Source organism: Enterovibrio litoreus (assembly GCF_045679545.1).
In the GTDB taxonomy this organism is placed as follows: Bacteria; Pseudomonadota; Gammaproteobacteria; order Enterobacterales; family Vibrionaceae; genus Enterovibrio.
The window spans coordinates 1,383,997-1,407,503 of the sequence record NZ_CP166194.1 but is presented as its reverse complement, the minus strand read 5'-3'; the positions used below and the strand labels follow the sequence as shown (position 1 = coordinate 1,407,503).

22 protein-coding genes, 1 tRNA gene and 1 pseudogene are annotated in these 23,507 nt (G+C 48.3%); 14 read left to right on the top strand and 10 right to left on the bottom strand.

Annotated features, from left to right (window positions below; translation table 11 throughout):
- Nucleotides 1-302 precede the first annotated feature (302 nt).
- Complete coding sequence (locus AB8599_RS06205; protein WP_407332879.1) at nucleotides 303-1,517, top strand: NRAMP family divalent metal transporter; 1,215 nt, start codon at nucleotides 303-305, stop codon at nucleotides 1,515-1,517.
- A gap of 139 nt (nucleotides 1,518-1,656) precedes the next feature.
- Here AB8599_RS06205 and AB8599_RS06200 read toward each other — a convergent pair whose 3' ends face one another.
- The 8 genes from AB8599_RS06200 to AB8599_RS06165 all read right to left on the bottom strand — a co-directional run bounded on the left by AB8599_RS06200 (nucleotide 1,657) and on the right by AB8599_RS06165 (nucleotide 8,803).
- On the bottom strand, nucleotides 1,657-2,667 hold the full coding sequence (locus tag AB8599_RS06200; protein ID WP_407332878.1) for an aldo/keto reductase: 1,011 nt from the start codon (nucleotides 2,665-2,667) through the stop codon (nucleotides 1,657-1,659).
- 111 nt (nucleotides 2,668-2,778) lie between these two features.
- Nucleotides 2,779-3,723 carry a Gfo/Idh/MocA family oxidoreductase gene (locus AB8599_RS06195; protein ID WP_407332877.1) on the bottom strand — a complete coding sequence of 315 codons (945 nt, stop codon included), beginning with the start codon at nucleotides 3,721-3,723 and terminating at the stop codon, nucleotides 2,779-2,781.
- A gap of 3 nt (nucleotides 3,724-3,726) precedes the next feature.
- Nucleotides 3,727-4,605 carry a class III extradiol dioxygenase subunit beta gene (locus tag AB8599_RS06190; RefSeq protein WP_407332876.1) on the bottom strand — a complete coding sequence of 293 codons (879 nt, stop codon included), beginning with the start codon at nucleotides 4,603-4,605 and terminating at the stop codon, nucleotides 3,727-3,729.
- Nucleotides 4,598-5,035, bottom strand: a complete 438-nt coding sequence (gene ligA / locus AB8599_RS06185; RefSeq protein WP_407332875.1) for a protocatechuate 4,5-dioxygenase subunit alpha — start codon at nucleotides 5,033-5,035, stop codon at nucleotides 4,598-4,600. The genes AB8599_RS06190 and ligA overlap by 8 nt, the downstream gene beginning before the upstream one ends.
- 46 nt (nucleotides 5,036-5,081) lie before the next feature.
- Nucleotides 5,082-6,131, bottom strand: coding sequence for an amidohydrolase family protein (locus AB8599_RS06180; RefSeq protein ID WP_407332874.1), 1,050 nt, complete (start codon nucleotides 6,129-6,131; stop codon nucleotides 5,082-5,084).
- Entirely contained in the window at nucleotides 6,128-6,838 is a 711-nt protein-coding gene (locus tag AB8599_RS06175) for a 4-carboxy-4-hydroxy-2-oxoadipate aldolase/oxaloacetate decarboxylase (RefSeq protein WP_407332873.1), read from the bottom strand. Before AB8599_RS06175 ends, AB8599_RS06180 begins: the two co-directional genes overlap by 4 nt.
- 10 nt (nucleotides 6,839-6,848) lie before the next feature.
- Nucleotides 6,849-7,721 (bottom strand): amidohydrolase family protein, encoded by an 873-nt coding sequence (locus AB8599_RS06170; RefSeq protein ID WP_407332872.1) that lies wholly within the window; start codon nucleotides 7,719-7,721, stop codon nucleotides 6,849-6,851.
- Nucleotides 7,718-8,803 carry a 4-oxalomesaconate tautomerase gene (locus AB8599_RS06165; RefSeq protein WP_407333185.1) on the bottom strand — a complete coding sequence of 362 codons (1,086 nt, stop codon included), beginning with the start codon at nucleotides 8,801-8,803 and terminating at the stop codon, nucleotides 7,718-7,720. The genes AB8599_RS06170 and AB8599_RS06165 overlap by 4 nt, the downstream gene beginning before the upstream one ends.
- A gap of 123 nt (nucleotides 8,804-8,926) precedes the next feature.
- On the opposite strand from AB8599_RS06165, the gene AB8599_RS06160 reads away from it, so the two are divergent.
- From AB8599_RS06160 to gltS, 4 genes are all read left to right on the top strand, one after another.
- Nucleotides 8,927-9,823, top strand: a complete 897-nt coding sequence (locus tag AB8599_RS06160) for a helix-turn-helix domain-containing protein (RefSeq protein WP_407332871.1) — start codon at nucleotides 8,927-8,929, stop codon at nucleotides 9,821-9,823.
- 134 nt (nucleotides 9,824-9,957) lie between these two features.
- On the top strand, nucleotides 9,958-10,971 hold the full coding sequence (locus AB8599_RS06155) for an adenosine deaminase (protein ID WP_407332870.1): 1,014 nt from the start codon (nucleotides 9,958-9,960) through the stop codon (nucleotides 10,969-10,971).
- 47 nt (nucleotides 10,972-11,018) lie between these two features.
- Nucleotides 11,019-12,818 carry an amidohydrolase gene (locus AB8599_RS06150; RefSeq protein ID WP_407332869.1) on the top strand — a complete coding sequence of 600 codons (1,800 nt, stop codon included), beginning with the start codon at nucleotides 11,019-11,021 and terminating at the stop codon, nucleotides 12,816-12,818.
- A 411-nt stretch (nucleotides 12,819-13,229) separates the two neighbouring features.
- Nucleotides 13,230-14,456, top strand: coding sequence for a sodium/glutamate symporter (gene gltS, locus AB8599_RS06145; RefSeq protein WP_407332868.1), 1,227 nt, complete (start codon nucleotides 13,230-13,232; stop codon nucleotides 14,454-14,456).
- 356 nt (nucleotides 14,457-14,812) lie between these two features.
- On the opposite strand, the pseudogene AB8599_RS06140 reads toward gltS, so the two are convergent.
- Nucleotides 14,813-15,001 (bottom strand): annotated as a pseudogene (locus AB8599_RS06140) (type II toxin-antitoxin system RelE/ParE family toxin); the annotation flags it as partial.
- A gap of 311 nt (nucleotides 15,002-15,312) precedes the next feature.
- Here AB8599_RS06140 and AB8599_RS06135 point away from each other — a divergent pair.
- From AB8599_RS06135 to AB8599_RS06100, 8 genes are all read left to right on the top strand, one after another.
- On the top strand, nucleotides 15,313-15,699 hold the full coding sequence (locus AB8599_RS06135; RefSeq protein ID WP_407332867.1) for a DUF2170 family protein: 387 nt from the start codon (nucleotides 15,313-15,315) through the stop codon (nucleotides 15,697-15,699).
- A gap of 12 nt (nucleotides 15,700-15,711) precedes the next feature.
- Nucleotides 15,712-16,401: a PspA/IM30 family protein gene (locus AB8599_RS06130; protein ID WP_407332866.1), complete on the top strand. Its 690-nt coding sequence runs from the start codon at nucleotides 15,712-15,714 to the stop codon at nucleotides 16,399-16,401.
- Between the two features lie 186 nt (nucleotides 16,402-16,587).
- On the top strand, nucleotides 16,588-17,223 hold the full coding sequence (locus AB8599_RS06125; RefSeq protein ID WP_407332865.1) for a YjfK family protein: 636 nt from the start codon (nucleotides 16,588-16,590) through the stop codon (nucleotides 17,221-17,223).
- A gap of 37 nt (nucleotides 17,224-17,260) precedes the next feature.
- Complete coding sequence (locus tag AB8599_RS06120; protein ID WP_407332864.1) at nucleotides 17,261-17,677, top strand: DUF350 domain-containing protein; 417 nt, start codon at nucleotides 17,261-17,263, stop codon at nucleotides 17,675-17,677.
- Nucleotides 17,678-17,688: 11 nt separating this feature from the next.
- Nucleotides 17,689-18,288 carry a DUF1190 domain-containing protein gene (locus AB8599_RS06115; protein WP_407332863.1) on the top strand — a complete coding sequence of 200 codons (600 nt, stop codon included), beginning with the start codon at nucleotides 17,689-17,691 and terminating at the stop codon, nucleotides 18,286-18,288.
- A gap of 227 nt (nucleotides 18,289-18,515) precedes the next feature.
- A complete protein-coding gene (locus AB8599_RS06110; RefSeq protein ID WP_407332862.1) occupies nucleotides 18,516-19,682 on the top strand; it encodes a glutathionylspermidine synthase family protein in 1,167 nt (388 codons plus the stop codon).
- A gap of 139 nt (nucleotides 19,683-19,821) precedes the next feature.
- The gene (locus AB8599_RS06105) at nucleotides 19,822-20,889 is read left to right on the top strand and encodes an FUSC family protein (protein WP_407332861.1); all 1,068 of its coding nucleotides are present in this window, start codon (nucleotides 19,822-19,824) and stop codon (nucleotides 20,887-20,889) included.
- A gap of 151 nt (nucleotides 20,890-21,040) precedes the next feature.
- Nucleotides 21,041-21,607, top strand: coding sequence for a hypothetical protein (locus tag AB8599_RS06100; RefSeq protein ID WP_407332860.1), 567 nt, complete (start codon nucleotides 21,041-21,043; stop codon nucleotides 21,605-21,607).
- 207 nt (nucleotides 21,608-21,814) lie between these two features.
- Here AB8599_RS06100 and AB8599_RS06095 read toward each other — a convergent pair.
- Nucleotides 21,815-21,905 (bottom strand) — tRNA-Ser (locus AB8599_RS06095).
- Between the two features lie 553 nt (nucleotides 21,906-22,458).
- Here AB8599_RS06095 and AB8599_RS06090 point away from each other — a divergent pair.
- Nucleotides 22,459-23,487, top strand: coding sequence for an amino acid ABC transporter substrate-binding protein (locus tag AB8599_RS06090; protein ID WP_407332859.1), 1,029 nt, complete (start codon nucleotides 22,459-22,461; stop codon nucleotides 23,485-23,487).
- The last annotated feature ends 20 nt before the right edge of the window (nucleotides 23,488-23,507 follow it).

Sequence of the window (23,507 nt, the reverse complement as noted above, 5' to 3'; positions counted from 1 at the left end):
CGTTACCAAAACCACGCTTTACCACCACCACGCCTACAATAGCGAAACATTTGAGCACTGCTTCATGAATGTTTCCCTCACCCCACTGATTGCACAAAAAACCGCCACTCAGATTAAGCCTACAACGAATAAGTGATTTAAAGATTGACTTGAGAATCGCGAATCTCTAGTATCCGCGCCCAGCAAGAGAAGTCCCGCTGCGGGCTGTCTTTTCAGAGGCTTAGTCGCCTCATATCAGCTGATCTCGGTCAGTTGTCTTTCTATTTTTATAAAGAGAGAGACAACAAAAAACGGGACTCGGCATGACCACTCAAACACACGCTTCAAACACTCAATCCTGGCAAAACAAAGCTATTCTTAGCGTCGCATTTTTGATGGCGACAACGTCTGTTGGCCCCGGCTTTCTAACCCAAACCGCTGTTTTTACCAATATCTATAAAATCGACATGGCGTTTCCTGTATTCGCATCGATGTTTATCACCTTCGGTATTGTGATGAACCTTTGGCGCATCGTGGGTGTGTCTGGTCTGCGTATTCAAGATATCGCCAACAAAATTGCACCGGGTGCAGGTTACTTCATCGGCATTTTGCTCGCGCTTGGCGCCGTGGCGTTTAACTTTGGTAATGTCAGCGGCGCGGCATTGGGCATCAATGTCCTCACTGGCGTAGACACAACATGGGGCGCGTTGTTCACGGGCGTGGTCGGTTGTTTGTTGTTTGTGGTTCATAACGCCTCGAAGCGCATGGACCAGATGGCGCGTTATCTGGGCCTGTTCATGATTGTGTTGATCGCTTACGTCGCCATGACCAGTCTGCCACCAATCGGCGAAACCCTCGCCGCTGCTGTCATGCCAAGTGACATCGGAAGCTTACTACTGCCAACCCTGACCATCGTCGGTGGTGCAGTTGGCGGTTACTACACTGGCGCACAGCGCTTGGTCGACATCGGCCTGCAAGGTAAAGAAAACGCAGCCGCGATTAAAACCGCCGCATGGGCAGGTATTTCGATTGCGGTGGTGATTCGTATTCTGCTGTTCTTCGCGGTGTTTGGTGTGATTGCTGCGGGCGCGGTACTGGATACTTCAAACCCTGCTGCTGATGCCTTCCGTCAAGGTGCTGGGGACGTCGGCTACTTCATCTTCGGTCTGGTGCTGTTTGTTGCCTCTATCACTTCTGTGGTGGGTAATTCCTACATGGCGATTTCACTGATTAAAACCCTTTTCCCCGTTGTCGCGCGTAACGAGAAAATCTGGTGCATCGGTTTCATTATCATTACCAGTGTGGGCACGGTATTGATGAACATGCCTATCTTACTGCTGATGCTGGCCGGTTTGGTCAACAGCATTATCCTGCCTGTGGTATTGGGATTCGTTCTTGCTGCAACACGCCGTAAAGACATTGTGGGTGACTATAAACACCCTATGTATTTGTCGGTCATGGGCGCACTGATTGTGGTGGTGATGGCTGGCGCAAGCTTTAGCAATATTACGAACTTTGTTGGTAAATTTATCGGCTGATGGGCAAGCAGGTTGATAGATTGACAAGTTGCTCTTCAAGTTCAGTCATCAAGCTTACCAAAACGACAAAGCCGTCTGCATTCAGACGGCTTTTAGGTTCAAATCTTTTGTAGCACTGCCACTGCCAACACATCACGCCTTAGTTTCTGTCTCGCTCAGAATCCATGACTTTCATTTGCCTGTCGTTGTAACGCGTGCCTATGACCTTATCATCGTCAATCAAGCTCGACACATATTCAGCCACATCAAGCGGTAAGTTCACATTCATTGCCGCGATATTTTCACGCATGTACGCAATATGTTTGGTGCCAGGAATCGGTATGAGCGTTTGCTTACCTGCTCGGTTTGGTAACGCAATAATCCACGCTAACGCCAGCTGTGCCAACGAGCAGTTGAATTCTTGCGCCACTTCTCTAAGCGGTTCGAGCAGTTTACTGTTTTGGGCAAACGCGTCTGCTTCAAACCGCGGACGCGCATTGCTGGTGCGAATATCTCCCTCTGTTAAACACGACGCTTCTTGGGCTTTACCCGTCAAAAATTGACGACCAAGGGGCGAAAATGGCACAAAGGTGGTTCCTAAGCTTTCACACACATCGAGCATTTTAATTTCTGGTAGACGTGTCCATAGGGAATATTCAGATTGCACCGCCGCAATGGGATGAATGTCGTGCGCGCGACGCAAAGTATCTGCGGAGACTTCAGACAACCCAATTTCACGGATTTTCCCTTCGCGGACCAAATTCGCTAAGGCGCCCACGCTTTCTTCAATCGGCACTTTTGGGTCGAGTCGATGCAAGTAGTAAAGATCAATGACTTCCGTTTTTAACCGTTGCAGGCTGGCTTCACACTGCGCTTTGATAGTCTCTGCCCTGCCGTCAATCGTCGGCTTGCCATCTTTGGAAAACAAGGCACATTTACTCGCCAGTACGTATTCCTGACGGCGTGTTTTTAACGCTTTTGCCAACAGTTCTTCGTTTCTACCGCCCCCGTACATGGTGGCGGTATCGAGGAAGTCATAGCCCACATCGAGCGCTTCATTAAGTAACTGAATCGACGTTTTTTCATCGCTTGGGCCATAGCCATGAGACATGCTCATACAGCCCAACCCAATCGTTGACACGCTTAGCGAACCAATGCTGCGCTTTTCCATGTAATGTCATTCCCCTTCGCTGTGATTAAGCGTCAATAGCAATTTAACGTCAGTGGCGATTTAATAAATCAAATGCTGGTTACTGAATTAATATTATTGACCCGTTGCAAGCTAGTGTCCCAGCACTTGTTCAATTCTATCCAGCACTTTCATTGCTGCCAACGCTTGGTGCACACTGGCATTAGGTTCGCGCCCTTCACGAATGGCGGCAATGAACTCTCTGTCCTGCAACTCAATGCCATTCATCGACACATCAACGGTGCTGACATCAATCGGATTCTCGCGTCCATCAACCAAATCGTCATATCGCGCCATGTAGGTGCCGTTATCGCAAATATAACGAAAGAACGTGCCGAGAGGGCCATCGTTGTTGAACGACAAAGACAGCGTACACAAAGCACCAGACGCCGTTTTCAACCCTATGCTCATGTCCATCGCAATACCTAGCTCTGGGTGCTTTGGCCCTTCCATGGCTTGCACTTGCACAATCTCTTCGCCCGTTTGATAGGCAAATAAATCCACCGTATGACACGCATGGTGCCACAACAGATGATCCGTCCAACTGCGTGGTTGTCCTAAGGCATTGAGATTCTGGCGTCGAAAGAAATAAGTCTGCACATCCATTTGCTGAATCGTCAGTTCACCTGCGCGAAATTTCTTGTTCAAGTATTGATGGCTCGGATTGAAACGGCGAGTGTGCCCTGCCATCGCGACCAACCCGGTGGCACGTTGCACCGTGCAAATCGATTCGGCATCAGCCAAAGAATCAGCCATCGGGATTTCGATCATCACATGCATGCCTGCTTCCATCACATCAATGGCCTGCGCGGCGTGAATCGGGGTAGGCGATGTGATAATGGCCGCTTCAACACCCGCTTGCGACAAGGCTTCTTGAAGGTCTAGCGTCCAATGCGGTATGCCGTATTTTTCTGCGGTCTCGCGGGTGCTTTCTTCCACCCCACCCGCAATTGAGACCACTTCCACATCATCAATATTTTTCAACGCATCGAGGTGCTTGTGTCCAAATGCGCCCTCACCCACCATGACTATTTTCATTCTTCACTCCTTGAATGCGAGCACATCAGATGTGACCCTGTCACACTTATTTTCTAACAATGTCAAACCATAATGGGAGTTCGACACTGGGGCGTGAGTAAATCGATAGACTTCATCAACCTTTTCATCCATCGCGCCGCGCATAACAAGCCACATGATGGCCTCGATACCTTCTGATCCGGCTTCACGAATATATTCGGTGTGGGAAATGTCTTTCACTGCCATTGGGTCTTCGACCATTTTGTCGAGCCAGTTGCAGTCATATTCGGTATTAATCAGCCCCGCGCGTTCGCCTTGCAGCTGATGTGATAACCCGCCCGTCCCAAAAATGGCGACAGTGATATCGTCAGGAAAGGATTCCACCGCTTTACGAATCGCTTTGCCCAGATTGAAACAACGGTTGCCCGTGGGTTGAGGATATTGCACCACGTTGACCGCCAGCGGGATGACTTTACACGGCCACTCACTCGGCTGCCCATACATCACAGACAGGGGCACGGTGAGGCCATGATCCACATCCATCTGATTGACGATGGTCATGTCGAACTCATCAAGGATCAACGATTCCGCAATGTGCCATGCAAATTCACTGTGTCCTATGCAGGAAGGCACTTGACGCGGGCCGTACCCTTCATCAGCAGGGTGAAACTCTGGGGCGACACCAATTGAAAATGTCGCGACAGACTCAAGCGAAAAGGCAGATGCATGGTCATTAAATACAATCAAACACACATCGGGTTTGACCGTTTCCATCCAATCGCGGGCGACCTGAATGCCGTTCACGAAGCGCTGCCAATACTCGCCATGCATATTGCCGCTATCCATTGCCGCGCCAATCAATGGAATATGCGATGTGCCAATCCCTGCAACCACTTTAGCCATTTGCTTCATCCTTGTTTTCCGGACGCGCGTAATATTCCGCCCATTCCGCTTTGCTGCGATTTCCTTCGATTGAACGGCCACCCGACAGCATCATTTGACGAAAATCATCCACTGTCATGCCATTGCCCGACATGCCTGCACCTGCATCTTGCATAGTCAAACCATCAAAAATGGCGAGCTTAAAGGTGTAATAGATGTTCCCCCCCAACCGCAGCATACCCAGCCAATCTCGCGCTAACACAGCCGTGCGCTGTGCCTCTGTCATGGGGTACTTGTCGAGATAATCTGCTTCGTTCTCACGAAACACATCACGATTTTCAGCTTTGTTTAGCGACATGCAAAACATGTTGAGGTGATACCCTTGGCGCGATTTTTGACCATCAAACACGTAGGTGCCGGGAATGTCGTCGTAATCTCTTTTTTCACGCATTATTCACTCCTTAAATAACGCTCAAATAACGCTCAAATATCGCACATTAAATCAAACCGACTTCTTTCAGTCTGGCATCTAATCGAGAGAATACTCGACGCGTATTTCCATTGAAAATCTTCGCTTTATCTTCATCGCTAAGTTTAGAACCATCGATATAGCGTTTGGTGTCGTCAAAGAAGTGACCCGTTTGCGAGTCTATCCCACGCACCGCGCCAATCATCTCAGAGGCAAACAGAATGTTTTCCGTTGGCACGACTTCAAGCAGCAAATCGATACCTTCTTGGTGGTAGACACAAGTATCAAAGAAGATATTTTTTTCCATGATGTCATTTAGTGCTGGCAAGCCGAACATGTCGCACAGACCACGGAAACGTCCCCAATGATATGGCACAGCGCCGCCACCATGGGGCACGATAAACTTCAATTCAGGGAAGTCTTCAAACAAGGTTTTTGACATCATCAGCTGTTGGAATGCCGTGGTGTCTGAGCCGAGATAATGAGAGCCCGTGGTGTGGAAACACGGGTGACAACAGCCACTCACATGAATCATGGCAGGCACATCTAGCTCGCACATTTTTTCGTAAATGGGGTAGTAGAACTCATCATCCAGCGGCGGTGCGGTCCAGTAGCCCCCTGAAGGGTCAGGGCTTAAATTACAGCCGACAAACCCAAACTCTTTCACGCATCGCTCAAGTTCTGCTGCACTCGCAGTTAAGTCGGCCTCGGGCGATTGCGGTAATTGCGCTGCGCCAATGAAATTCTGTGGATACAGTTCTGTGATGCGATAAATCAGCTCATTACAATGCTCAGTCCAATATTTACTGGTGGTCTGATTGCCAATGTGATGCCCCATCCAACTTGCACGCGGCGAGAAAATGGTCACGTCCGTGCCGCGCTCGTTTTGCAGTTTCAGTTGCGCACCTTCAAGGCTGTCTCGGATTTGGTCATCAGAAATGCTCACCACGCCTTTGACGTGATCGAACAGAGGATCGGTTGCCAGTTCAGCTTTCTGTTGATCACGGTATTCACCCAGCGCATTCGGTGCTGTGGTGTAGTGACCATGACAATCAATAATCAGCGTATCCTTGCTCATTCCAAATCCTCCAAACCATCTACATAGCGAAAGCCGGCTTGTTCCAACTTAGGCCGCATGTTGTACATGTCTAACCCCAAAATGCCGCTCTCAAGCATTTGTCGTTTTTCTTCTTCTAACGCCACACGTGCTTTTGCGGCGGCTAAAACCGTTCCTGCATGGTCTCTCGGCACCACACACACGCCATCGTCATCTGCCACAATCACATCGCCGGCATAAATCGGTTGATTGCCACAAACCACGGGCACGTTCACCGACCCCAATGTCGCTTTCACTGTACCTTTGATAGACACGGCTTTTGACCACACGGGGAATTTCATTTCTGTTAGATCTTTGGTGTCACGCACACCCGCGTCGATGATCAGCCCTTGCACGCCACGCGCTTGGGCAGAGGTTGCTAACAAATCACCGAAATAGCCGTCTGTACACGGTGAGGTGGTTGCGATCACCAGCACATCGCCGGGCTGACACAACTCAATCGCCACGTGCACCATCCAGTTGTCGCCAGGTTGTGCCAACACCGTCACGGCACTGCCCGCGATTTGCGCACCAGAATAAATAGGACGCAGGTTAGGGTTAAGGTTGCCTGTGCGCGCTTGGGCTTCATGCACAGTCGCGCTTCCGCATTCGGCGAGCCCTTCCAATACCGCCTTGTCAGCTCGTTCAATGTGTCGAACGGCGACGCCTTGGATTGTTCTCATAGACATACTGCTTTCCTTACTCGTCAAAACCGTAGAGACGTGCTGGGTTATCCACCAAAATCTTCTTCTGCGTGGCTTCGTCACGCGCAATCAATGGCACGAGATCCAACAAATCCGCATCATTTGGCATGTGCTTTTTGATGTTTGGATGCGGGTAATCCGTGCCCCATAGAATGCGATCAGGGGCGACTTCCACTAGCCCTTGTGCATATGGCACAGCATCATAAAAAGGTGGCGCAATCGCGATGCGCTCAGAGCCGCACACTTTGACCCACCAGTTATCACGCTGCATAAAATCAAGAAGAATTTGATACGCCTTTTGACCGACACTTTCAGAGGTTGGCACGCGCCCCATGTGATCAACCACGATGTCCATGTCGAAGCGGTTGAAGAATGCTTCGTAGCGAATAATGTCTTCTGCGTTGACGTGAATCACCAAATGCCAACCAAACGGCTTCACACGCTTCAATACCCTTTCCATCATTTCTAGGTTGGGTGCGCCACCAAGGTGGGTCACGAAATTGAAGCGAATACCGCGAACGCCCCCTTCATGAAGATCCTGAAAATCATTGTCGGTAAACGTGTCGTCAGCCATGCACACGCCACGATAAGCGCCGTTACTGGTCGCAATCGCGTCCATCATGGCGCGGTTATCTCGCCCGTGGCAGCTTGCTTGCACCAACACAGCACGGGAAATACCCAGCGTGTCATGAACACGCTTTAGCGCATCTTTGCCCGCATCAGGCGGCCAATACGTCGCCGTTTCGGCGTATGGGAATTGCGCATGTGGGCCAAACACATGGCAATGGGCATCGCAGGCATTGGGCGGGGCGACAAATCGCGGTGTGCGCGTGTTGTTATCCGGTGGCATACAACTGGGTTTAGTCATTCCATGACTCCTCGTGCTGTCGGGGTAAGTTCGGGCACATACAACTCGCCTTTGGCAAGTAATCTGGCTGTTCTTAGCAATCCGGCTTTGGTGACGTTGCCATGCTCATCAAAGGTCAGCGTCATGGAAAATTCGCCGGATGGGTGTTCGACGGAAAGGCGTTTGATTTGCCCATCAGGAATAGAGGCGATGTCGTTACCCATGCTGCCTGCCAAAGCACACGCCGTGGCAACGGATACTGCGCCCAATACGCCGATTGACGAGTGACACACTTGGGGAATAAAGGTGCGTGTAGAGACATGGCCGTCATGTTGTGGCGGTGCGATCAGGCACATTTTTGGCACGACTTTGTCAGTCACATCGCCCAGATTCATCGCACTGCCTGCGGCAAGACGAATCACCTCAAGCTTGGCTTTTAATGTCTCGTGCGCGTTAAGTGCATCAACCGATTCATAGCCGCTGATACCCAGATCTTGCGCGCGAAGCACCACCACGGGCATGCCATTGTCGATGCATGTGACCTCAACGCCTGCAAAGGTATCTCGAACTCGGCCGGTGGGAAGCAGCGCTCCAGTGATTGAGCCTGCAATATCTTGGTAGTTGCAGATAACGGGGGCGGCAGTGCCGGGTACGCCATCAATAACGGCATCACCTTCGTATAGCACGCGTCCTTCTGGGGTTTGAATATCAAGGTCACAGCGATTGCCACTGTTGAGCATATGCACTCGCACCGTCGTGACCTCGGTCTTTGCTTCAATCAAGCCAGATTCAATCGCAAACGCACCGACGCCCGCTAAAATGTTGCCGCAATTTGGCGAGGTATCGACACGGTCTTCACCCACCACAACCTGCATGAAGAGATAATCCACATCGCAGTCTGCATGCTGCGACGGTGACACAATCGCGACCTTGCTTGTTAAAGGATGCGCGCCACCTAAGCCATCAATTTGCCTCGTGTCACGTCCCACTGCATCAAGGATGACTTGGCTACGCTTAGCTTTATCACTGGGCAGATCGCTGGCAAGGAAATAAAGTCCTTTTGAACTGCCGCCTCGAATTTGCATGTAAGGGATTGACTGCATCACTCACTATCCTTTGCATTGGGTGAGCACACAGAATAGACGCGAACCTGATCGCAATAAATTCAACTTCTTTACATTTTGTTGTACATTTTTAACATTACTGTCTTGTGAGGCACGAGTGTGATGTCGAACATCCCCCACTATTTCCTGTATGGCGAAGCGTTGCCCGACAATGCGCCGGACTACATGCATATCGCGCGGCTTGAGCAATCACTGCCTAAACACAACTGGGAAATCCACCCTCATCGTCATGACAATCTGCACCAATTGATGTTGCTCGACTCCGGTTCCATGCATGCACAAATTCGCGATGCCAGCGCTGAATATCAAGGAAGCTGCGTACTTTCTATTCCCGCCAAAGAAGTGCATGGTTTCGTCCACCAGCCGGGCGTGACGGGTTTTATTCTGTCGATTTCTCAGCCTTTTATGTTGAGCTTGTTCAATGATTCTGAGCGCCAAGCACTCTCGACACTGTTTCGTGAACCTCAGACTATTTCTGCAACATGCGCACGAGAGGCTATCGAGATCAAAACGCTTGGAGAGCGATTACTAGGGGAATATCAAGGTAGCGCGATGGGACAATCGTCGATGATTGGGGCATACCTCAAGATCTTATTCATCTTGCTCAGCCGTTCCGTTGTTAACCATGAACAGCGACAAGTTACCGATACCAAAACCGCGATTTTTGAGCGCTTTGTTGCTTTAGTTGATAGCCATTACAACGAACATTGGAGCGTCAAACGCTATGCCGATCAGTTGGGTTTGAGCCAAGGGCAGCTTAATCGAATCTGCCAGCGCAGCGCGGATCAGCAGGCACTGGCCATTGTTCATGAACGGCTGATCGACGAAGCCAAACGATTATTATTGTTTACCCAACTGTCTGCGAAGGAGATTGGCTATACCTTAGGCTTTAAAGACCCTGGCTATTTCTCTCGATTTTTTACCCGCCATGTCGGGCAAGCACCGAGGCAATTTCAACACCAATTGGTGTCAGCCGTGACGGAGCAACCCGTGAAGTAACCAAAGAGCTCTTCACAATCAAATTAATGATTTCATTATTGAAAAAATTGACCTATCAGTCAGAAAATCCAACAACGACTATACTGTATGGCAAACGGATTGGTATGAATTTGCTTCATGAGAGGGAGAGAACTATGGAAGACTTTATTCGTCGCTTACCCAAGGTTGAACTGCACCTGCATATTGAAGGCACACTCGAGCCAGACCTCATGTTCGAATTGGCAGAACGAAACGGCATCACACTGCCTTATGCGTCGATTGAAGACGCACGCGATGCTTACCACTTTCACAATTTGCAGTCTTTTCTCGATATCTACTATCAAGGCGCCAATGTGTTAATCACGGAGCGCGACTTCTTTGATCTCACCTGGTCATATTTACTGCGTTGCAAAGCCGACAACGTGATGCACACGGAAATCTTTTTTGACCCGCAAACGCATACCGCCCGTGGCATCGATTTTGATACCGTGATCAACGGTATTTACCATGCGTTGCGGCAAGGTGAAAAAGAACTCGGTATTAGCAGCCAACTCATTATGTGCTTTTTACGCCACCTTTCTGAAGAAGCCGCCTTTGACACATTGGAGCATGCAAAGCCACACCTCCATCGCTTAAAAGGGATTGGACTCGATTCCTCAGAACTAGGCCACCCGCCGGCCAAATTTACCCGCGTATTCAATGAAGCGAGAGCATTGGGGCTGAAAACCGTCGCACACGCAGGCGAAGAAGGCCCGGCCAGTAATATTCGTGATGCCATATCTTTGCTTCATGTCAGCCGTGTCGATCACGGTGTGCAATGTGTGCAAGACCCTGAGTTGGTCAAAGAACTGGCTGACACCCAAATGCCGCTTACTGTGTGTCCGCTATCAAATATCAAATTGCGCGTGTTTGACCGCATGGAAGATCACAACATTCTCGACCTGCTGAACAAAGGGCTTTGCGTGACGGTGAATTCTGACGATCCCGCGTTTTTTGGCGGCTACATGAATGACAATTTTCTCGCCCTCAATCAAGCACTTTCCCCCAGCAAAGCACAATTGGTACAACTGACGCGAAATGCAATAAACGCGGCTTTCTTGGAGAAAGATGCGCGTCAGACATTGCATCAAAATCTAGACGACTTTTGGGTGGCTCACGGCATAGACTAGAGATGATAAGCGGGCATCACCCGCTTTCCACCTATCAAGGAGCTCCCATGAAAGCCTCGTTGTTTACGCTGACGGCACTCGCCGCCTCTTTTTCCGCGCTTGCTGAAAGCCCATCAATGCCCTTTGCCGATACGATTTACCATAACGCTCAGGTCATCACCGTCAACGATAAACAGCCTGATGCAAGTGCCGTGGCCATCCTCGACGGCAAAATTCTGGCCGTTGGTAACAACGAAGAGGTGCTAAAACTCGCAGATAAACGCACCAAAGTCGTCGATCTTAAAGGTATCACCATGATACCGGGGTTTATTGATGCACATGGTCATGTCATGAACACAGGTCTTCAGGCCGTATCTGCTAATTTGCTTTCTCCGCCCGATGGCCCTGTGACTGATATTCCCAGCCTGCAAAACGCACTTCGTCAATGGGCTGAAATTCCCACCAACAAGGCGCAAGATTTCATCATTGGTTTCGGGTATGACGATTCGCAACTCAAAGAACAACTCCACCCGACCCGCTATGACTTAGACGCCGTATCAAAAGACGTTCCCATTCTGATCATTCATCAATCAGGACACCTCGCGGTATTGAACAGCAAAGCACTCGATATGCTTGGATTCACCGCCAGCAGCAAGAACCCGCCCGGCGGTGTGATTCGTCGAATGCCTGATAGCGACGTGCCGAATGGCGTACTAGAAGAATCTGCGTTTTTTGGCGCCTTGATCCCACTCTTCACGCAAATCAGCCCCGACGAGAACGAATTGCTGTTTCAGGCAGGCATGGAGTTGTACGCCAAATATGGCTACACCACGGCACAAGAAGGTCGCACCATGACGGACAGCGTCAAAACCATGTACGACATTGCGCAGAAAAAGAAACTGCTGCTGGACGTGGTGGCCTACACAGATATTCAGCTCGGCACCGAGATCATGAAACCGCCTTACCTCAGCCAAAGTTACAACAATGGTTTCCGTGTGGGCGGCGTCAAACTGACGCTAGATGGTTCGCCACAAGGCAAAACCGCATGGCTGACCAAACCCTATCTTATCCCGCCTGAAGGTCAGAAGGCGGGTTATGAAGGCTACCCGATCATGTCAGACGAAGAAGCGGAAAAATATGTCGGCATGGCGATGGAAAACGGCTGGCAACTGCTCACGCACGCTAACGGTGATGCTGCCATCGACCAATATATCCGCGCCGTTAAAAACGCGACGAAGAAATATGGTGAAGGCGAGCGACGCTTTGTTGCGATTCACGCGCAAACCGCCCGGGAAGATCAGGTGCAGTCGTTTAAAGAACTCAACGTGATGCCCTCTTTCTTCCCCATGCACACCTTCTATTGGGGTGATTGGCATGCACAATCTGTACTCGGCGATGAGCGAGCTGAAAATATTTCACCCACCGGCTGGGCATTGGATCGCGACATGATATTCACCTCTCACCACGATGCGCCAGTAGCATTTCCTAATTCGATGCGCGTTTACTCTGCAACGGTCAATCGAATCACGCGAAGTGGTCGTATTTTGGGCAAAGACCAACGAGTTTCGTCGATGACAGCGCTAAAAGCACAAACCATTTGGGCGGCGTATCAGCATTTCGAAGAGAACACCAAAGGTTCGATTGAAACCGGTAAAGTCGCGGACTTGGTCTTGCTGTCGGACAATCCATTAGAGATTAACCCGCTAGAACTGGCAGATGTTACCGTGCTGTCGACGATCAAAGAAGGGGAAGTGATTTATACCCAACAAGCCGCCATTGCCGACAACAGTTGCGCGGCGTCTAGAAAATGTCAGGCGCTAGCGACACATACCTTTATGATTGCCGGATTGATTCCGCACCAACACTGACGGTCTGATTTCGCGTAACAAGGATGACTTGATGTGCCGTGTTACGCGATTCCACTGCCAGAATATTAAGCCAGCAATCAGCGAATTCTAAGCCTAATTCCACATTGCTGTCTTCGCAGTCATTGCCGCTTCAACTCCTGAATAAGCTTTTTGGGCAACGGGAAGCGGCTGGTTGATTTTTCGGCGACATCGGCCCAAAAGTGGTTAAAACACCTGCAAAATTGAATATTTTCTCAGTTGAATGCTGCGTTTGGTCACGTAATATGAGATAACGTCGCCCCCAAAATGAGTGTATCCCGTTTGTTGTCGTGCCTTGGAGGCCAACGCTCACACCGGATATTTAGCGAACTCAAGTCATTTTAGAAGAAGAATCTCATGCATTAAGGAGGATGATGAGGTCACAGAGGCTATATGAATCAACTAATTTCAGTCGGCGTCCTTGAGTCTTTTCTTATCGCCATTTTCGTGCTGTTTCTTGGCCATTTTATTAATGCTAGGCTTCCCTTTCTAAAGCAGTTCAACATCCCTGAGCCCATTGTTGGTGGGTTAGTTATCGCATCCGTTATTACTGTCTTGCACCTAAATGGCATTGCACTCAGTTTTGACCTGCCGCTTAAAAAAACCTTTATGTTGTTGTTTTTTGCTACTGTCGGCCTTGCCGCAAACTACACCCAACTCATCAAAGGTGGCGTAAAAGTCTCGATTTTTTTGGGTGTTGCCTCTTTATATATCGTGGTACAAAACACCATTGGTGTGTCGTTAGCCAGCACGCTAGGGCTTGACCCCTTAATGGGGCTGATTGCCGGCTCGATTACCCTTTCAGGGGGGCACGGTACAGGCGCAGCATGGGCACAAACCTTCCAAGAGATGTATGGTATTGAGAACGTACTAGAGATTGCGATGGCATCTGCAACCTTTGGTCTCATTGTCGGCGGTATTATTGGCAGCCCAGTTGCACAGCGCTTGATCGATAAAAATCGCCTGAAATCTGAATATGGAAATACCCACAACACGCATGAACAGTTCCCTGAACTGGTCACATATGACGAAAACGAGCAGGACAAAGTTACCGCCAAAACGGTTATTGAAACCCTCTTCGTGCTGTTAATTTGTGTGACAGGCGCGAAATACCTTGAGCAGTGGGTGCGCGGCTTCGAGATCAGCTGGCTCATGATCCCAGACTTTGTCTATGCGCTCTTCATTGGCGTGGTGATCACCAACTTGCTGGAAGTATCCAAAGTCAAAAAAGTAGATATGGAAACTGTTGATATCCTCGGTACCGTGTCACTCGCCCTGTTCCTAGCCATGACGCTCATGAGCCTCAAGCTTTGGAACATACTTGACCTTGCAATTCCTTTCTTGGTCATCTTGCTGGTGCAATCATGTGTATTGGCCGTGTTCGCATACTTTGTCACGTTTCACGTGATGGGAAGAAACTACGACGCCGCCGTGATAGCCAGCGGACACTGTGGGTTTGGCCTAGGCGCAACCCCGACCGCCGTGATGAACATGGGCTCGGTAGTGAATCGCTTTGGTCCTTCACCACAAGCCTTTATGGTCGTACCGATTGTTGGCGCGTTTTTCATCGACATCGTCAATCTGATTATCTTACAAGCTACATTGAGCATCATTGGCTAATACTCGCTTGTTACCGTTCTCCCTGCCTGGGAGAGCGGTAATGCACCGCTGTTCCCTTCCCCCTTTCGAGGTGTCTTTTTTGCACATCTTTTCATAGCCACGTCAAATTCATGTTGCTTGTCGGAAACTTAGAACCGGATTGCGATAGCATTGGGGTTAGTTGCGGATAGTGGCTTGTGATGATTAGACTGAAGAAATTAAAGCACCGAGGCGTTTATGAGGTGAGAAATCACGGTGTTTTAAGACGATATGCAGGTTTCCGTTCTTTAGTTAAAAAACTTTTTTATTGTGCAGATTTGCGTATCTGCCTAGTGTGATTTTCTTAACAATGTTATCTAAGCCAACGAAAAACGAAGTCACACGCCAGTGACTACATTTACATCCATACTCTTATGCAAAATTCTGATGATCTGGATATTTTGGCTACCAATTTGTTGATAGAAAATAACATGGCTTCCTTGTGGAAACTTTCGGTAGCCATCTCTGATTTCATCACAAGTCTTACCAATATCAGGATTTTCAGCGAGTAAACAAAACAATTCTTCGCGTTTTATCGCTTTCATCGTGTATTCAACATGTTACACGTTCAGTTTCTGAGAAACTAAGAATGCATACCCTGAGTTGATCTTTGTTAGCGGTCTAGTTTGGTTTATTCTTAGCCACTTACATGTTACTAATTGATGTCATGTCGGAATTCCGCCACACGCATTGACTAAAAATCCACCTAAAGCAATGGGTAACGTCGTTTTCAGGTGAATCAGGATGACGACTAAAGACAAGGCCTACTAATAAACAGTGGGTTACTGCATCTTTATTATTTTGGCGCTCAGCGTCGAGCCAAATTAGAGGGAACACTATGACCTGGCAACTCAACGATCTGCAAACACTGCTAGCTGAACATGATGGTTGGCGTGTCGCTGACGCTGGAGAGTCCTTATGTTTAACCAATGAGGATGGTATCGAAGCATTTATGGCCGTTGCCGGAGAGCAAATTCTTGTTGAAGCACTGCTATTCCCGCAAGACGCAGTAAAAGACGTTTCAGGTTTAAATGACACCATACTGCGCACCCACAAAATGTTTCCTCTTAGCACTATCGGCATAAACGAAATCGGCGGACACAGCTATTACGCCGCATTTGGATCACTGTCATCACAATCAAAAGCAGAGACTGTCGTGATTGAAGTGGCCACACTGTTTCGTAATGTCGAAGCCTTTCTCGAACTGTACCAAGATTACCTATAAGGAAGCACCACGATGAGCGTATGGAAAAAGCTATTTACGGCGATTAAAGGTGGCGCAACCGAAGCAGCAGAAGCGGTTGCTGACAATCAAGCATTACGTATTTTGGATCAAGAAATCCGTGATGCAAAAGAAGAGTTGCGACGCTCAGACAATGCACTGGTAGGGATTATTGCTAAGCGCAAACTCTCCGCTCAAAAAGTCGCAGGCTTTGAAAGCAGCATTGCCGAATATGAAGGACACGCACGTGCCGCCATGGAAAAGGGCCAGCAAGATCTGGCGCTCGAATGCGCGACTCGCGTCGCCACACTTCGTAACGAACAAGATGCCGAGAACATCTATCTGCAACAGTTCACGCAATCAGAAAAATCGCTAAAAACCAACATTGCTCAGGCCAAAGATAAATTGCGTCAACTCGAGCAACAAGTGGATGTGGTTAAGGCGAATGAATCAGTTCAGCGTGCCCAGGCCGCGGTGTCGAACACAAACTTAGGTGCGAACGCAAAAATGCACACTGCGGTTGAATCGCTGGAGCGAATCAAAAATCGCCAGCAAGAGCGCCAAGCACAATTCGAAGCCGCGACAGAACTCGAACAAGAACAATCGGGCAGTAGCCTTGATAAAAAACTGTCCGAAGCAGGTATCACGGGAAGTCAAAGTGCATCTGCAGAAGACGAACTTGCTCGTATTTTAGGGAAGAAATAGCCCTCACCAAGGAAGGCTATGCCTCTTTAGCTACTTTGCGACGGTGACTGTCCAAGCCGTTCAGTCACCTCTTGGCTTACATACAATGATGACTATCAGTAGCCTCGCTTTGCAGAGTAGTAGCAATCAATTGCTAAATGGGTGATACGTTCACCCATTTATGTACCCTGACTATCGGAACTGTATATGTTTAGTTGGTTGAAGAAGAACAAAGTAACTCCCCCACCAGAAGACAGCGCCCCTGAAGTGCTCGGGTTACGATTGGGTGGCGCGATTGAACTCGACGACCTGAAGTTTCGACTGATGGAACCAGTTCTAGCCATTGAGCAGGCTTCACGCACTCAAATAATCAAAGCCGTCGGTGAAGTCAAACTGGATGCTCAAACTCGATTGGTCAGGTTCTATACCGATGACGACGGGTACTTTCAGGTATTGCAATCTGGCACCAGTGACGCCGATGTGAGCGAAGTAAAACTGTTCTATTTTTACGAATCTAAACCTGTCGATACCGACGCAGCGTGGAATGATTGGATAAACAATAAAATTGTCCAACCACATTGGCAACTCGATGGCATGACTTACGAGAAAGTCTGGGACAACACAAAGCCTGTTGCGATGACAGAAAAGACGTGGGCCGAAGATGGAAGCATATCCACAACCGACCAATTCATCATGGTTTATGAGCGCGAAGCCGGCGAAGATATCTTCGAATCCTTGCTCGTCTCGGGCGAGGAAGTCATTTCTGGTGGGCGTGCTGAACATGCTGTTGTCATAAGCACGGGTATTCATCTCTCTCCTACCGACTTTACCGTGGCGGGCTAATCCCACCGCCATTCATCACTTTCAGAAAGGAACTCTTATGTCTCAATTCGCACTTTCATTGGCAAGCCTAGGCTCATTTGCTCTCTATCTTGGCTTGTCGATTTTATTTTTGATGATCTTCAAGTTCGTCTACATCCGCATAACACCTTATGACGAATGGCAGTTACTAAAAGAAGAAAATAATATCGCTGCCGCTCTTACACTGTCAGGTGCTTTTATCGGATACAGCTTAGCCATCGCCAGTGCTGCGAGTAATTCGGTTAACCTCTTGGACTTTGCCATTTGGGGTGTCGTGGCACTTGTCGCCCAAATTCTTGCCTTTTTGATTGTCAGATACGGCTTCATGCCAAAACTGGTTGAACGTATCCAAAATAATGAGATCCCCGCTGGGATTGTTATGGGTTCGATGTCCATCTCCATTGGCCTGCTTAACGCCGCTTGTATGACCTACTAGGAGATGTTGACATGAAAAGAAGCCAACAGGTCATAAAACCACGTATGCGCAAAAGCTGGCGACCCGCAGTACCCAGCGTGACTGTCGCCGCCATTGTGCTGGTGTCAGGGTGCAGTGATAACGGCAAAGAAATGAACATCTATGCCAATGTTGATGACTGTGTTAACGACAACCCAGGATACAGCAGCGAATGCCGCGCGGCCTATCAAGATGCCGTGAATGAGGCCGCCAGCACAGCACCGAAATACAATTCCCAGGAAGACTGTGCCAGCGAGTTCGGCTACGAGAATTGTGTCCGTGCACCACAGAATAATTGGTTCATGCCAGCAATGGCCGGATTCATGTTTGGACGAGCCATCAATAACCGACCTTATTACCAACAACCTATGTTCAGCTCAACTTTCCCGGGTAGTCCATACTATGGCGGCTGGGTCTCTTCTGACGGCTACTCCTACGGTAAGAAAAGCAAATACTCAAAGGTCTACGTCCCCAAAGATCACCTCAAACAGAAACCTGCCGTCACCAAAACGATCTCTCGTGGCGGCTTTGGTTCTAAAGTTGCGGCAAAATCTAGCTGGAGCCGCTCTAGCAGCAAAAGTTGGGGCGGTTAACACGACTCTTTAGGTCCGTGGCCAAAGCGAGTTTGTTGGCCACGGCGATACTGTTGGTCATGCCTACGCTGTTGGTCATGCCTACGCTGTTGGTCATGCCTACGCTGGTGAGCAACGCTTAACCTGACTTAGTATGAACTTTACCCAACTCTATCTCTCGTTACTTTTCTCTTTCGCGTTCTCGAACTCGCGTATTAACCAACACCAACAACTTATGGATCTCGTTGATGTTTAGAGTTAGCAGTACCCCTCGCCCAAATTGGAAAAAGCTCGCAGATGAATACGGGTTTGGCTTTCACACCATGTATGGCGAACCGTATTGGGATGAATCCGCCTACTACCAGTTCACCTTGAAACAAATAGAACAAGACATTGAAGCGCCTACAGAAGAACTGCACCAAATGTGTTTGGACGTCGTCGATCATGTTGTCAAAGACGAATACTGGCTAAAACGGTTTCAGATCCCACAAACACGTTGGCAAGGGATCTTGGATTCTTGGACGGCACGTGAGCCTTCACTTTATTCAAGGCTTGATCTTGCCTACAACGGCAGTGGCCACGCCAAGCTTTATGAAAACAATGCAGACACCCCAACCTCGGTATTCGAAACAGGTTTTTGGCAATGGGTTTGGTTAGAAGAAATGGTCAACAGTGGCAAGATCCGCCGAGATGCCGATCAGTTCAACTTGCTACAAGACCTTTTGATTGCACGCTTCAGAGAGTTGGGACGTCAATTCCCCGGAAAAACCCTGCATTTTTCTTGCTGTCGTGACACAGAAGAGGATCGAGGAACCGTGCAATATATGGAAGATTGCGCGAAAGAGGCGGGGCTGTCGTCAGCCTTCGTTTTTGTCGAAGACATTGGTGTTGATGCCCATGGGCTATTTACCGATAGCCAAGACAGAGTCATTGACTGGATGTTCAAGCTGTATCCTTGGGAATTTATGTTCGACGAAGAATATGAAAAACACTTGGATACGGCCAAAGTCAACTGGATGGAGCCGATGTGGAAGAGCGTGATTTCTAACAAAGCGCTTCTTCCCATGCTTTGGAAGTTATTCCCCAATCACCCTAACCTGCTCGCGTCTTACTTTGCTGACGACCCTGCTCGTAAAAGCCTCAGTAACTTCGTTGTTAAGCCACTCTTTTCCCGAGAAGGCGCAAACATATCTATTTTCCGAGATGGTAAAGAAACCATGGCGGTTGATGGCCCATACGGTGAGGAAGGTATGATTGTTCAGGCTTATCATCCGCTACCAAAATTTGGTGACAACTATACATTGATCGGAAGTTGGCTGGTTGACGACAAAGCCGCTGGCATTTCGATACGCGAAGATGCTTCGCTGATCACTCAAGATTTGTCACGTTACTTGCCGCATATCATTCTTGAATAAAGAACGAAAAGACGCCTCTCCCCCGTCACTGAGCGTGGGAGCGGCTAGTTCTCCATGGCTTTCGGGCGATTTCACCTGTAATCCTTGTTAGCTTTTTGTTTGTCGCACTTTTCGTCATACTCGCCATGCCTCGTTAGATATGCTTAAAGCATTAAAAACCAAGCTTGGCGCTATGATGACGCAATACCCCACTTTTGCCCTGCAACACGCCCGTCTGCTCTACATGGTCAGAGTCACCATTGTCATGAGCTTCATCTTACTTGTCGTCCGTGTTTTCGATGTGCCCTACGGCTATTGGGCGTTAATCACCGCCGTGACAATATTGGGGACAATTCCCTTTGTGGGTGGTGTACTTTCCAAAGCCAGACAACGCGTATTAGGCACGATTGCTGGAGGTCTGATTGGCCTCGCATTGTTTCTTATCCCCCCGCAATATCACTGGATACATCATTTCGTGTTTTTCGCTTTGCTCATCGGCGCAATGTACTTCACTCAAGAACGTTACGCCTACGCGGCATTAATGGCGGGCATTACCATTGTTATCGTTGCAGGTGGTGGCCCTGCAGATTTTGAAGCCGCTGGCTGGCGGATCATGAACGTGCTCTGGGCTGGCGTCGTGGCTGTTCTGGTGAGTTTGTATATCTTTCCTTCAAGAGCCACAGATCAATTCATTTTCTTACTCGAAAAATTCCTGCAAGAGTTTAACCGGTACTACATCCAACACATCGAAGACGCGAAACAAGGCATTTTTGAACCTGCGCATGCCGACAAACTCAACGCGCTTGTTGATCAACAACAAAGCATACTGCCTCACGCGCTCAAAGAATCCGGCATTAACAAGAACGTTCTCAATTCCATATTGCTGATTGAAAAGCGACTCTACGCCGAACTTGAAGCCCTGATCAGCACCCAGTGGGATGGCCAACAAGGTAAAGATGAAATCAGCGAAATGGACGGGCTTATCGAAACCCAGTATGCGCTGACCAAACATTTCGAGGATCTCGCCCATCAGATAGAGAATAAAGACGTTACCGCTATGAGGGTCGAAGATATCCACATTTTAAACCTCTCCCCAGACACCATTGCACACCCGATGGGAGACAGTCGAGATATTAGCTATTTTGGCTATCTGTGGCTCAATCGAGAAATGGCGAGGCAATTTGTGCAACTGACGATCGTCACCAAGAAAGTGTTTGCGTATCAGTAGAAGTATTGGCACTTGGTTTGATTGGGATGTGTTGGGTGATGTCCATCGCGCCGATAACAGTAGACTTATCGACCTGAACACGTATGATCTCGGGTAACGTTACAAGAAAATAGCCTAAGCGGCTGTTTAAAAAGAAGATTTATAATCAATCATGATCAGAGATACAACACTCGCACCTTACAGTAAATGGACAAAGCCTTTTGTTTCAGAAGTTGCAGAGGTGATTAACCTACTGAAAGACAACGGCTACGATTCAAATCAATTGGTTAGCGTAACAGGCATTCAGCAAAAGAATGTGAATGCATGGACGGCGCGTTATAAAAACGAACCGGACAATGTGTCATCCATTCCTTACCCATGCTGGTGTTTCCTGTGCGCACTCGCTGGAAAACCGAACATCCAAAGCGATGGTGAAGTGATTGAAGTTAACGTGAGAAAGGTTCTTTCTTACTTCAAACCCACTGCTTTCAGACCGAATGATAAATTCGTGTGTCCGACCAGCGAGCAATTCAGCAACCTGATCGATAACGACAACTACGAAGCGCTGACCACAGAAAAGCTATCAGAGGTTTTTCACTGGAATGCCACTAACTTTGCACACGGAATTTCACAAGGTTCGTTGCCATTTCTGAACTGGAGCCTGATCGTGATGACGCTTGGCATCGATATTCAGAAAATGATCCTGAAAGAGCTACAAGGCCCAGTGTCTATCGACTGATTTGGGTGCTGTAATTTAAACATTGAAGCCGCTGAGGATTAACTCAGCGGCTTTTTCTATATTTGGCGGCGAAATTGGGGTTTACTCGGTCGCTTCGCTCGGCTGAGAACTAGACGTCCCCCCATACCAAGGCTTCAGCATCCCTATCTCCACTGGCTTATTTCAAATACGAAAAAGCCCGCTCAATGAGCGGGCTTAATCTAAATTTGGCGGAGAGATAGGGATTTGAACCCTAGGAGGGCTATAAACCCTCGCCGGTTTTCAAGACCGGTGCTTTAAACCACTCAGCCATCTCTCCGTGATTGGTGCGTATATTAATGTTCGGAACGCGCTTTGTAAACCCACTAATTATGCATTTTTGTTCAAACGAGCACACTTAAGCCACTATGCGCATATGACGTTCAAAGGGTGATTCACATTCGACCAGTTATCAATGATCTATTCGCTTGCTCAATTTTGATATGCATAAACATCTAATCAAAATAGACATAGTATTCTGGTCATTGAGAAACAGTCAGAAACAATTAGAAGAAGTCAATGTAGCGGCAGGTTGCATATTCATTAACATAGATACTGCATGAGTCGCATAAAAACAACGTGTTACAAAAAGCGCATCTTCACATTTCTCATCAAAAAACGCAGCATTTTAGCTAAGATCATTGCATGGGTCACACCTCTTACTTGTTCAATTTGCAGCCAAGATTTCTGATCCTATACTGTGGTTGTTAACTTTGTGTTAATAAAAGTTTCAGAATGGTTTTGCGAGATTCTCATCACTTTTGGGCTGATTGCCTTAAATGAACCTCGTCCATGAGTAACAACCCGTTATAACCAATAAAGGATTGATAGGTATGGTTTCTAAAAAGTCGACATTTGGACTTGCAGTTGTCTCCGCACTGCTTTTTTCTGGCACCGCAAGTGCCGAAGGTGAAAGCACCTTAGATAAAGTAAAAAAAGCAGGCGTTGTGAGCTGTGGTGTCAGTACTGGTCTTCCAGGCTTTTCTAACCCAAATGCTGAAGGACAATGGGAAGGTATTGATGTTGAGTTCTGTCAGGCGATGGCGGCAGCCGTTCTGGGTGACAAGAGCAAGGTTAAATATGTTCCGTTAACAGCGAAAGAGCGTTTCACTGCTCTGCAATCTGGCGAAATCGATGTGCTTTCACGTAATACAACGTGGACACTACAACGCGACGGTACCCTAGGTCTGAACTTCGTTGGCGTTAACTACTACGACGGCCAAGGTTTCATGGTGAAAAAAGACCTCGGCCTGAGCAGCGCGCTTGAACTGGATGGTGCTTCAGTTTGTGTCCAATCGGGTACAACAACTGAACTAAACCTGTCTGATTATTTCCGTGCAAACGGCATCTCGTTCAAACCTGTTGTTTACGATACGTATGACGCGACGGTTAAAGGTTTTGAATCTGGCCGCTGTGACACCTTGACGACTGACCAATCTGGCCTTTATGCGTCACGTATCAAACTGGCAAATCCAGATAGTGCGGTTGTACTACCAGAAATCATTTCTAAAGAGCCTCTGGGCCCAGTTGTACGCCAAGGTGATGACAACTGGTTCAACATTGCTAAGTGGACGTTAAACACCATGATCAATGCTGAAGAGTTTGGTATCACTTCTGCCAATGCCGATGAAATGCTGAAATCTAAAGATCCAAATATCCGTCGTATTCTTGGACAAGATGGCCCTAAAGGTCAGGGTCTAGGTCTGAATGACGATTGGGGTTACCAAGTGATCAAGCAAGTTGGTAACTATGATGAAAGCTTCCAACGCACTGTAGGCACAGGCTCACCACTGAATATCCAACGTGGCGTAAACGCACTTTGGAATGATGGCGGTATCCTCTACGCACCACCTATCCGTTAATTAGGTAGTTCACTACTCAG

Excerpts from the sequence above, each read along its gene's own strand:
- AB8599_RS06195 (WP_407332877.1), bottom strand. The coding sequence starts at position 3,723 with ATGAAAATAGTCATGGTGGGTGAGGGCGCATTTGGACACAAGCACCTC.
- AB8599_RS06115 (WP_407332863.1), top strand. The coding sequence starts at position 17,689 with ATGAAAAGAAGCCAACAGGTCATAAAACCACGTATGCGCAAAAGCTGG.
- ligA (WP_407332875.1), bottom strand. The coding sequence starts at position 5,035 with ATGCGTGAAAAAAGAGATTACGACGACATTCCCGGCACCTACGTGTTT.
- AB8599_RS06105 (WP_407332861.1), top strand. The coding sequence starts at position 19,822 with ATGCTTAAAGCATTAAAAACCAAGCTTGGCGCTATGATGACGCAATAC.
- AB8599_RS06125 (WP_407332865.1), top strand. The coding sequence starts at position 16,588 with ATGTTTAGTTGGTTGAAGAAGAACAAAGTAACTCCCCCACCAGAAGAC.
- AB8599_RS06090 (WP_407332859.1), top strand. The coding sequence starts at position 22,459 with ATGGTTTCTAAAAAGTCGACATTTGGACTTGCAGTTGTCTCCGCACTG.
- AB8599_RS06135 (WP_407332867.1), top strand. The coding sequence starts at position 15,313 with ATGACCTGGCAACTCAACGATCTGCAAACACTGCTAGCTGAACATGAT.
- AB8599_RS06110 (WP_407332862.1), top strand. The coding sequence starts at position 18,516 with ATGTTTAGAGTTAGCAGTACCCCTCGCCCAAATTGGAAAAAGCTCGCA.
- AB8599_RS06120 (WP_407332864.1), top strand. The coding sequence starts at position 17,261 with ATGTCTCAATTCGCACTTTCATTGGCAAGCCTAGGCTCATTTGCTCTC.
- AB8599_RS06180 (WP_407332874.1), bottom strand. The coding sequence starts at position 6,131 with ATGAGCAAGGATACGCTGATTATTGATTGTCATGGTCACTACACCACA.
- AB8599_RS06200 (WP_407332878.1), bottom strand. The coding sequence starts at position 2,667 with ATGGAAAAGCGCAGCATTGGTTCGCTAAGCGTGTCAACGATTGGGTTG.
- AB8599_RS06160 (WP_407332871.1), top strand. The coding sequence starts at position 8,927 with ATGTCGAACATCCCCCACTATTTCCTGTATGGCGAAGCGTTGCCCGAC.
- AB8599_RS06100 (WP_407332860.1), top strand. The coding sequence starts at position 21,041 with ATGATCAGAGATACAACACTCGCACCTTACAGTAAATGGACAAAGCCT.
- AB8599_RS06165 (WP_407333185.1), bottom strand. The coding sequence starts at position 8,803 with ATGCAGTCAATCCCTTACATGCAAATTCGAGGCGGCAGTTCAAAAGGA.
- AB8599_RS06155 (WP_407332870.1), top strand. The coding sequence starts at position 9,958 with ATGGAAGACTTTATTCGTCGCTTACCCAAGGTTGAACTGCACCTGCAT.
- AB8599_RS06170 (WP_407332872.1), bottom strand. The coding sequence starts at position 7,721 with ATGACTAAACCCAGTTGTATGCCACCGGATAACAACACGCGCACACCG.
- gltS (WP_407332868.1), top strand. The coding sequence starts at position 13,230 with ATGAATCAACTAATTTCAGTCGGCGTCCTTGAGTCTTTTCTTATCGCC.
- AB8599_RS06190 (WP_407332876.1), bottom strand. The coding sequence starts at position 4,605 with ATGGCTAAAGTGGTTGCAGGGATTGGCACATCGCATATTCCATTGATT.
- AB8599_RS06130 (WP_407332866.1), top strand. The coding sequence starts at position 15,712 with ATGAGCGTATGGAAAAAGCTATTTACGGCGATTAAAGGTGGCGCAACC.
- AB8599_RS06150 (WP_407332869.1), top strand. The coding sequence starts at position 11,019 with ATGAAAGCCTCGTTGTTTACGCTGACGGCACTCGCCGCCTCTTTTTCC.
- AB8599_RS06175 (WP_407332873.1), bottom strand. The coding sequence starts at position 6,838 with ATGTCTATGAGAACAATCCAAGGCGTCGCCGTTCGACACATTGAACGA.
- AB8599_RS06205 (WP_407332879.1), top strand. The coding sequence starts at position 303 with ATGACCACTCAAACACACGCTTCAAACACTCAATCCTGGCAAAACAAA.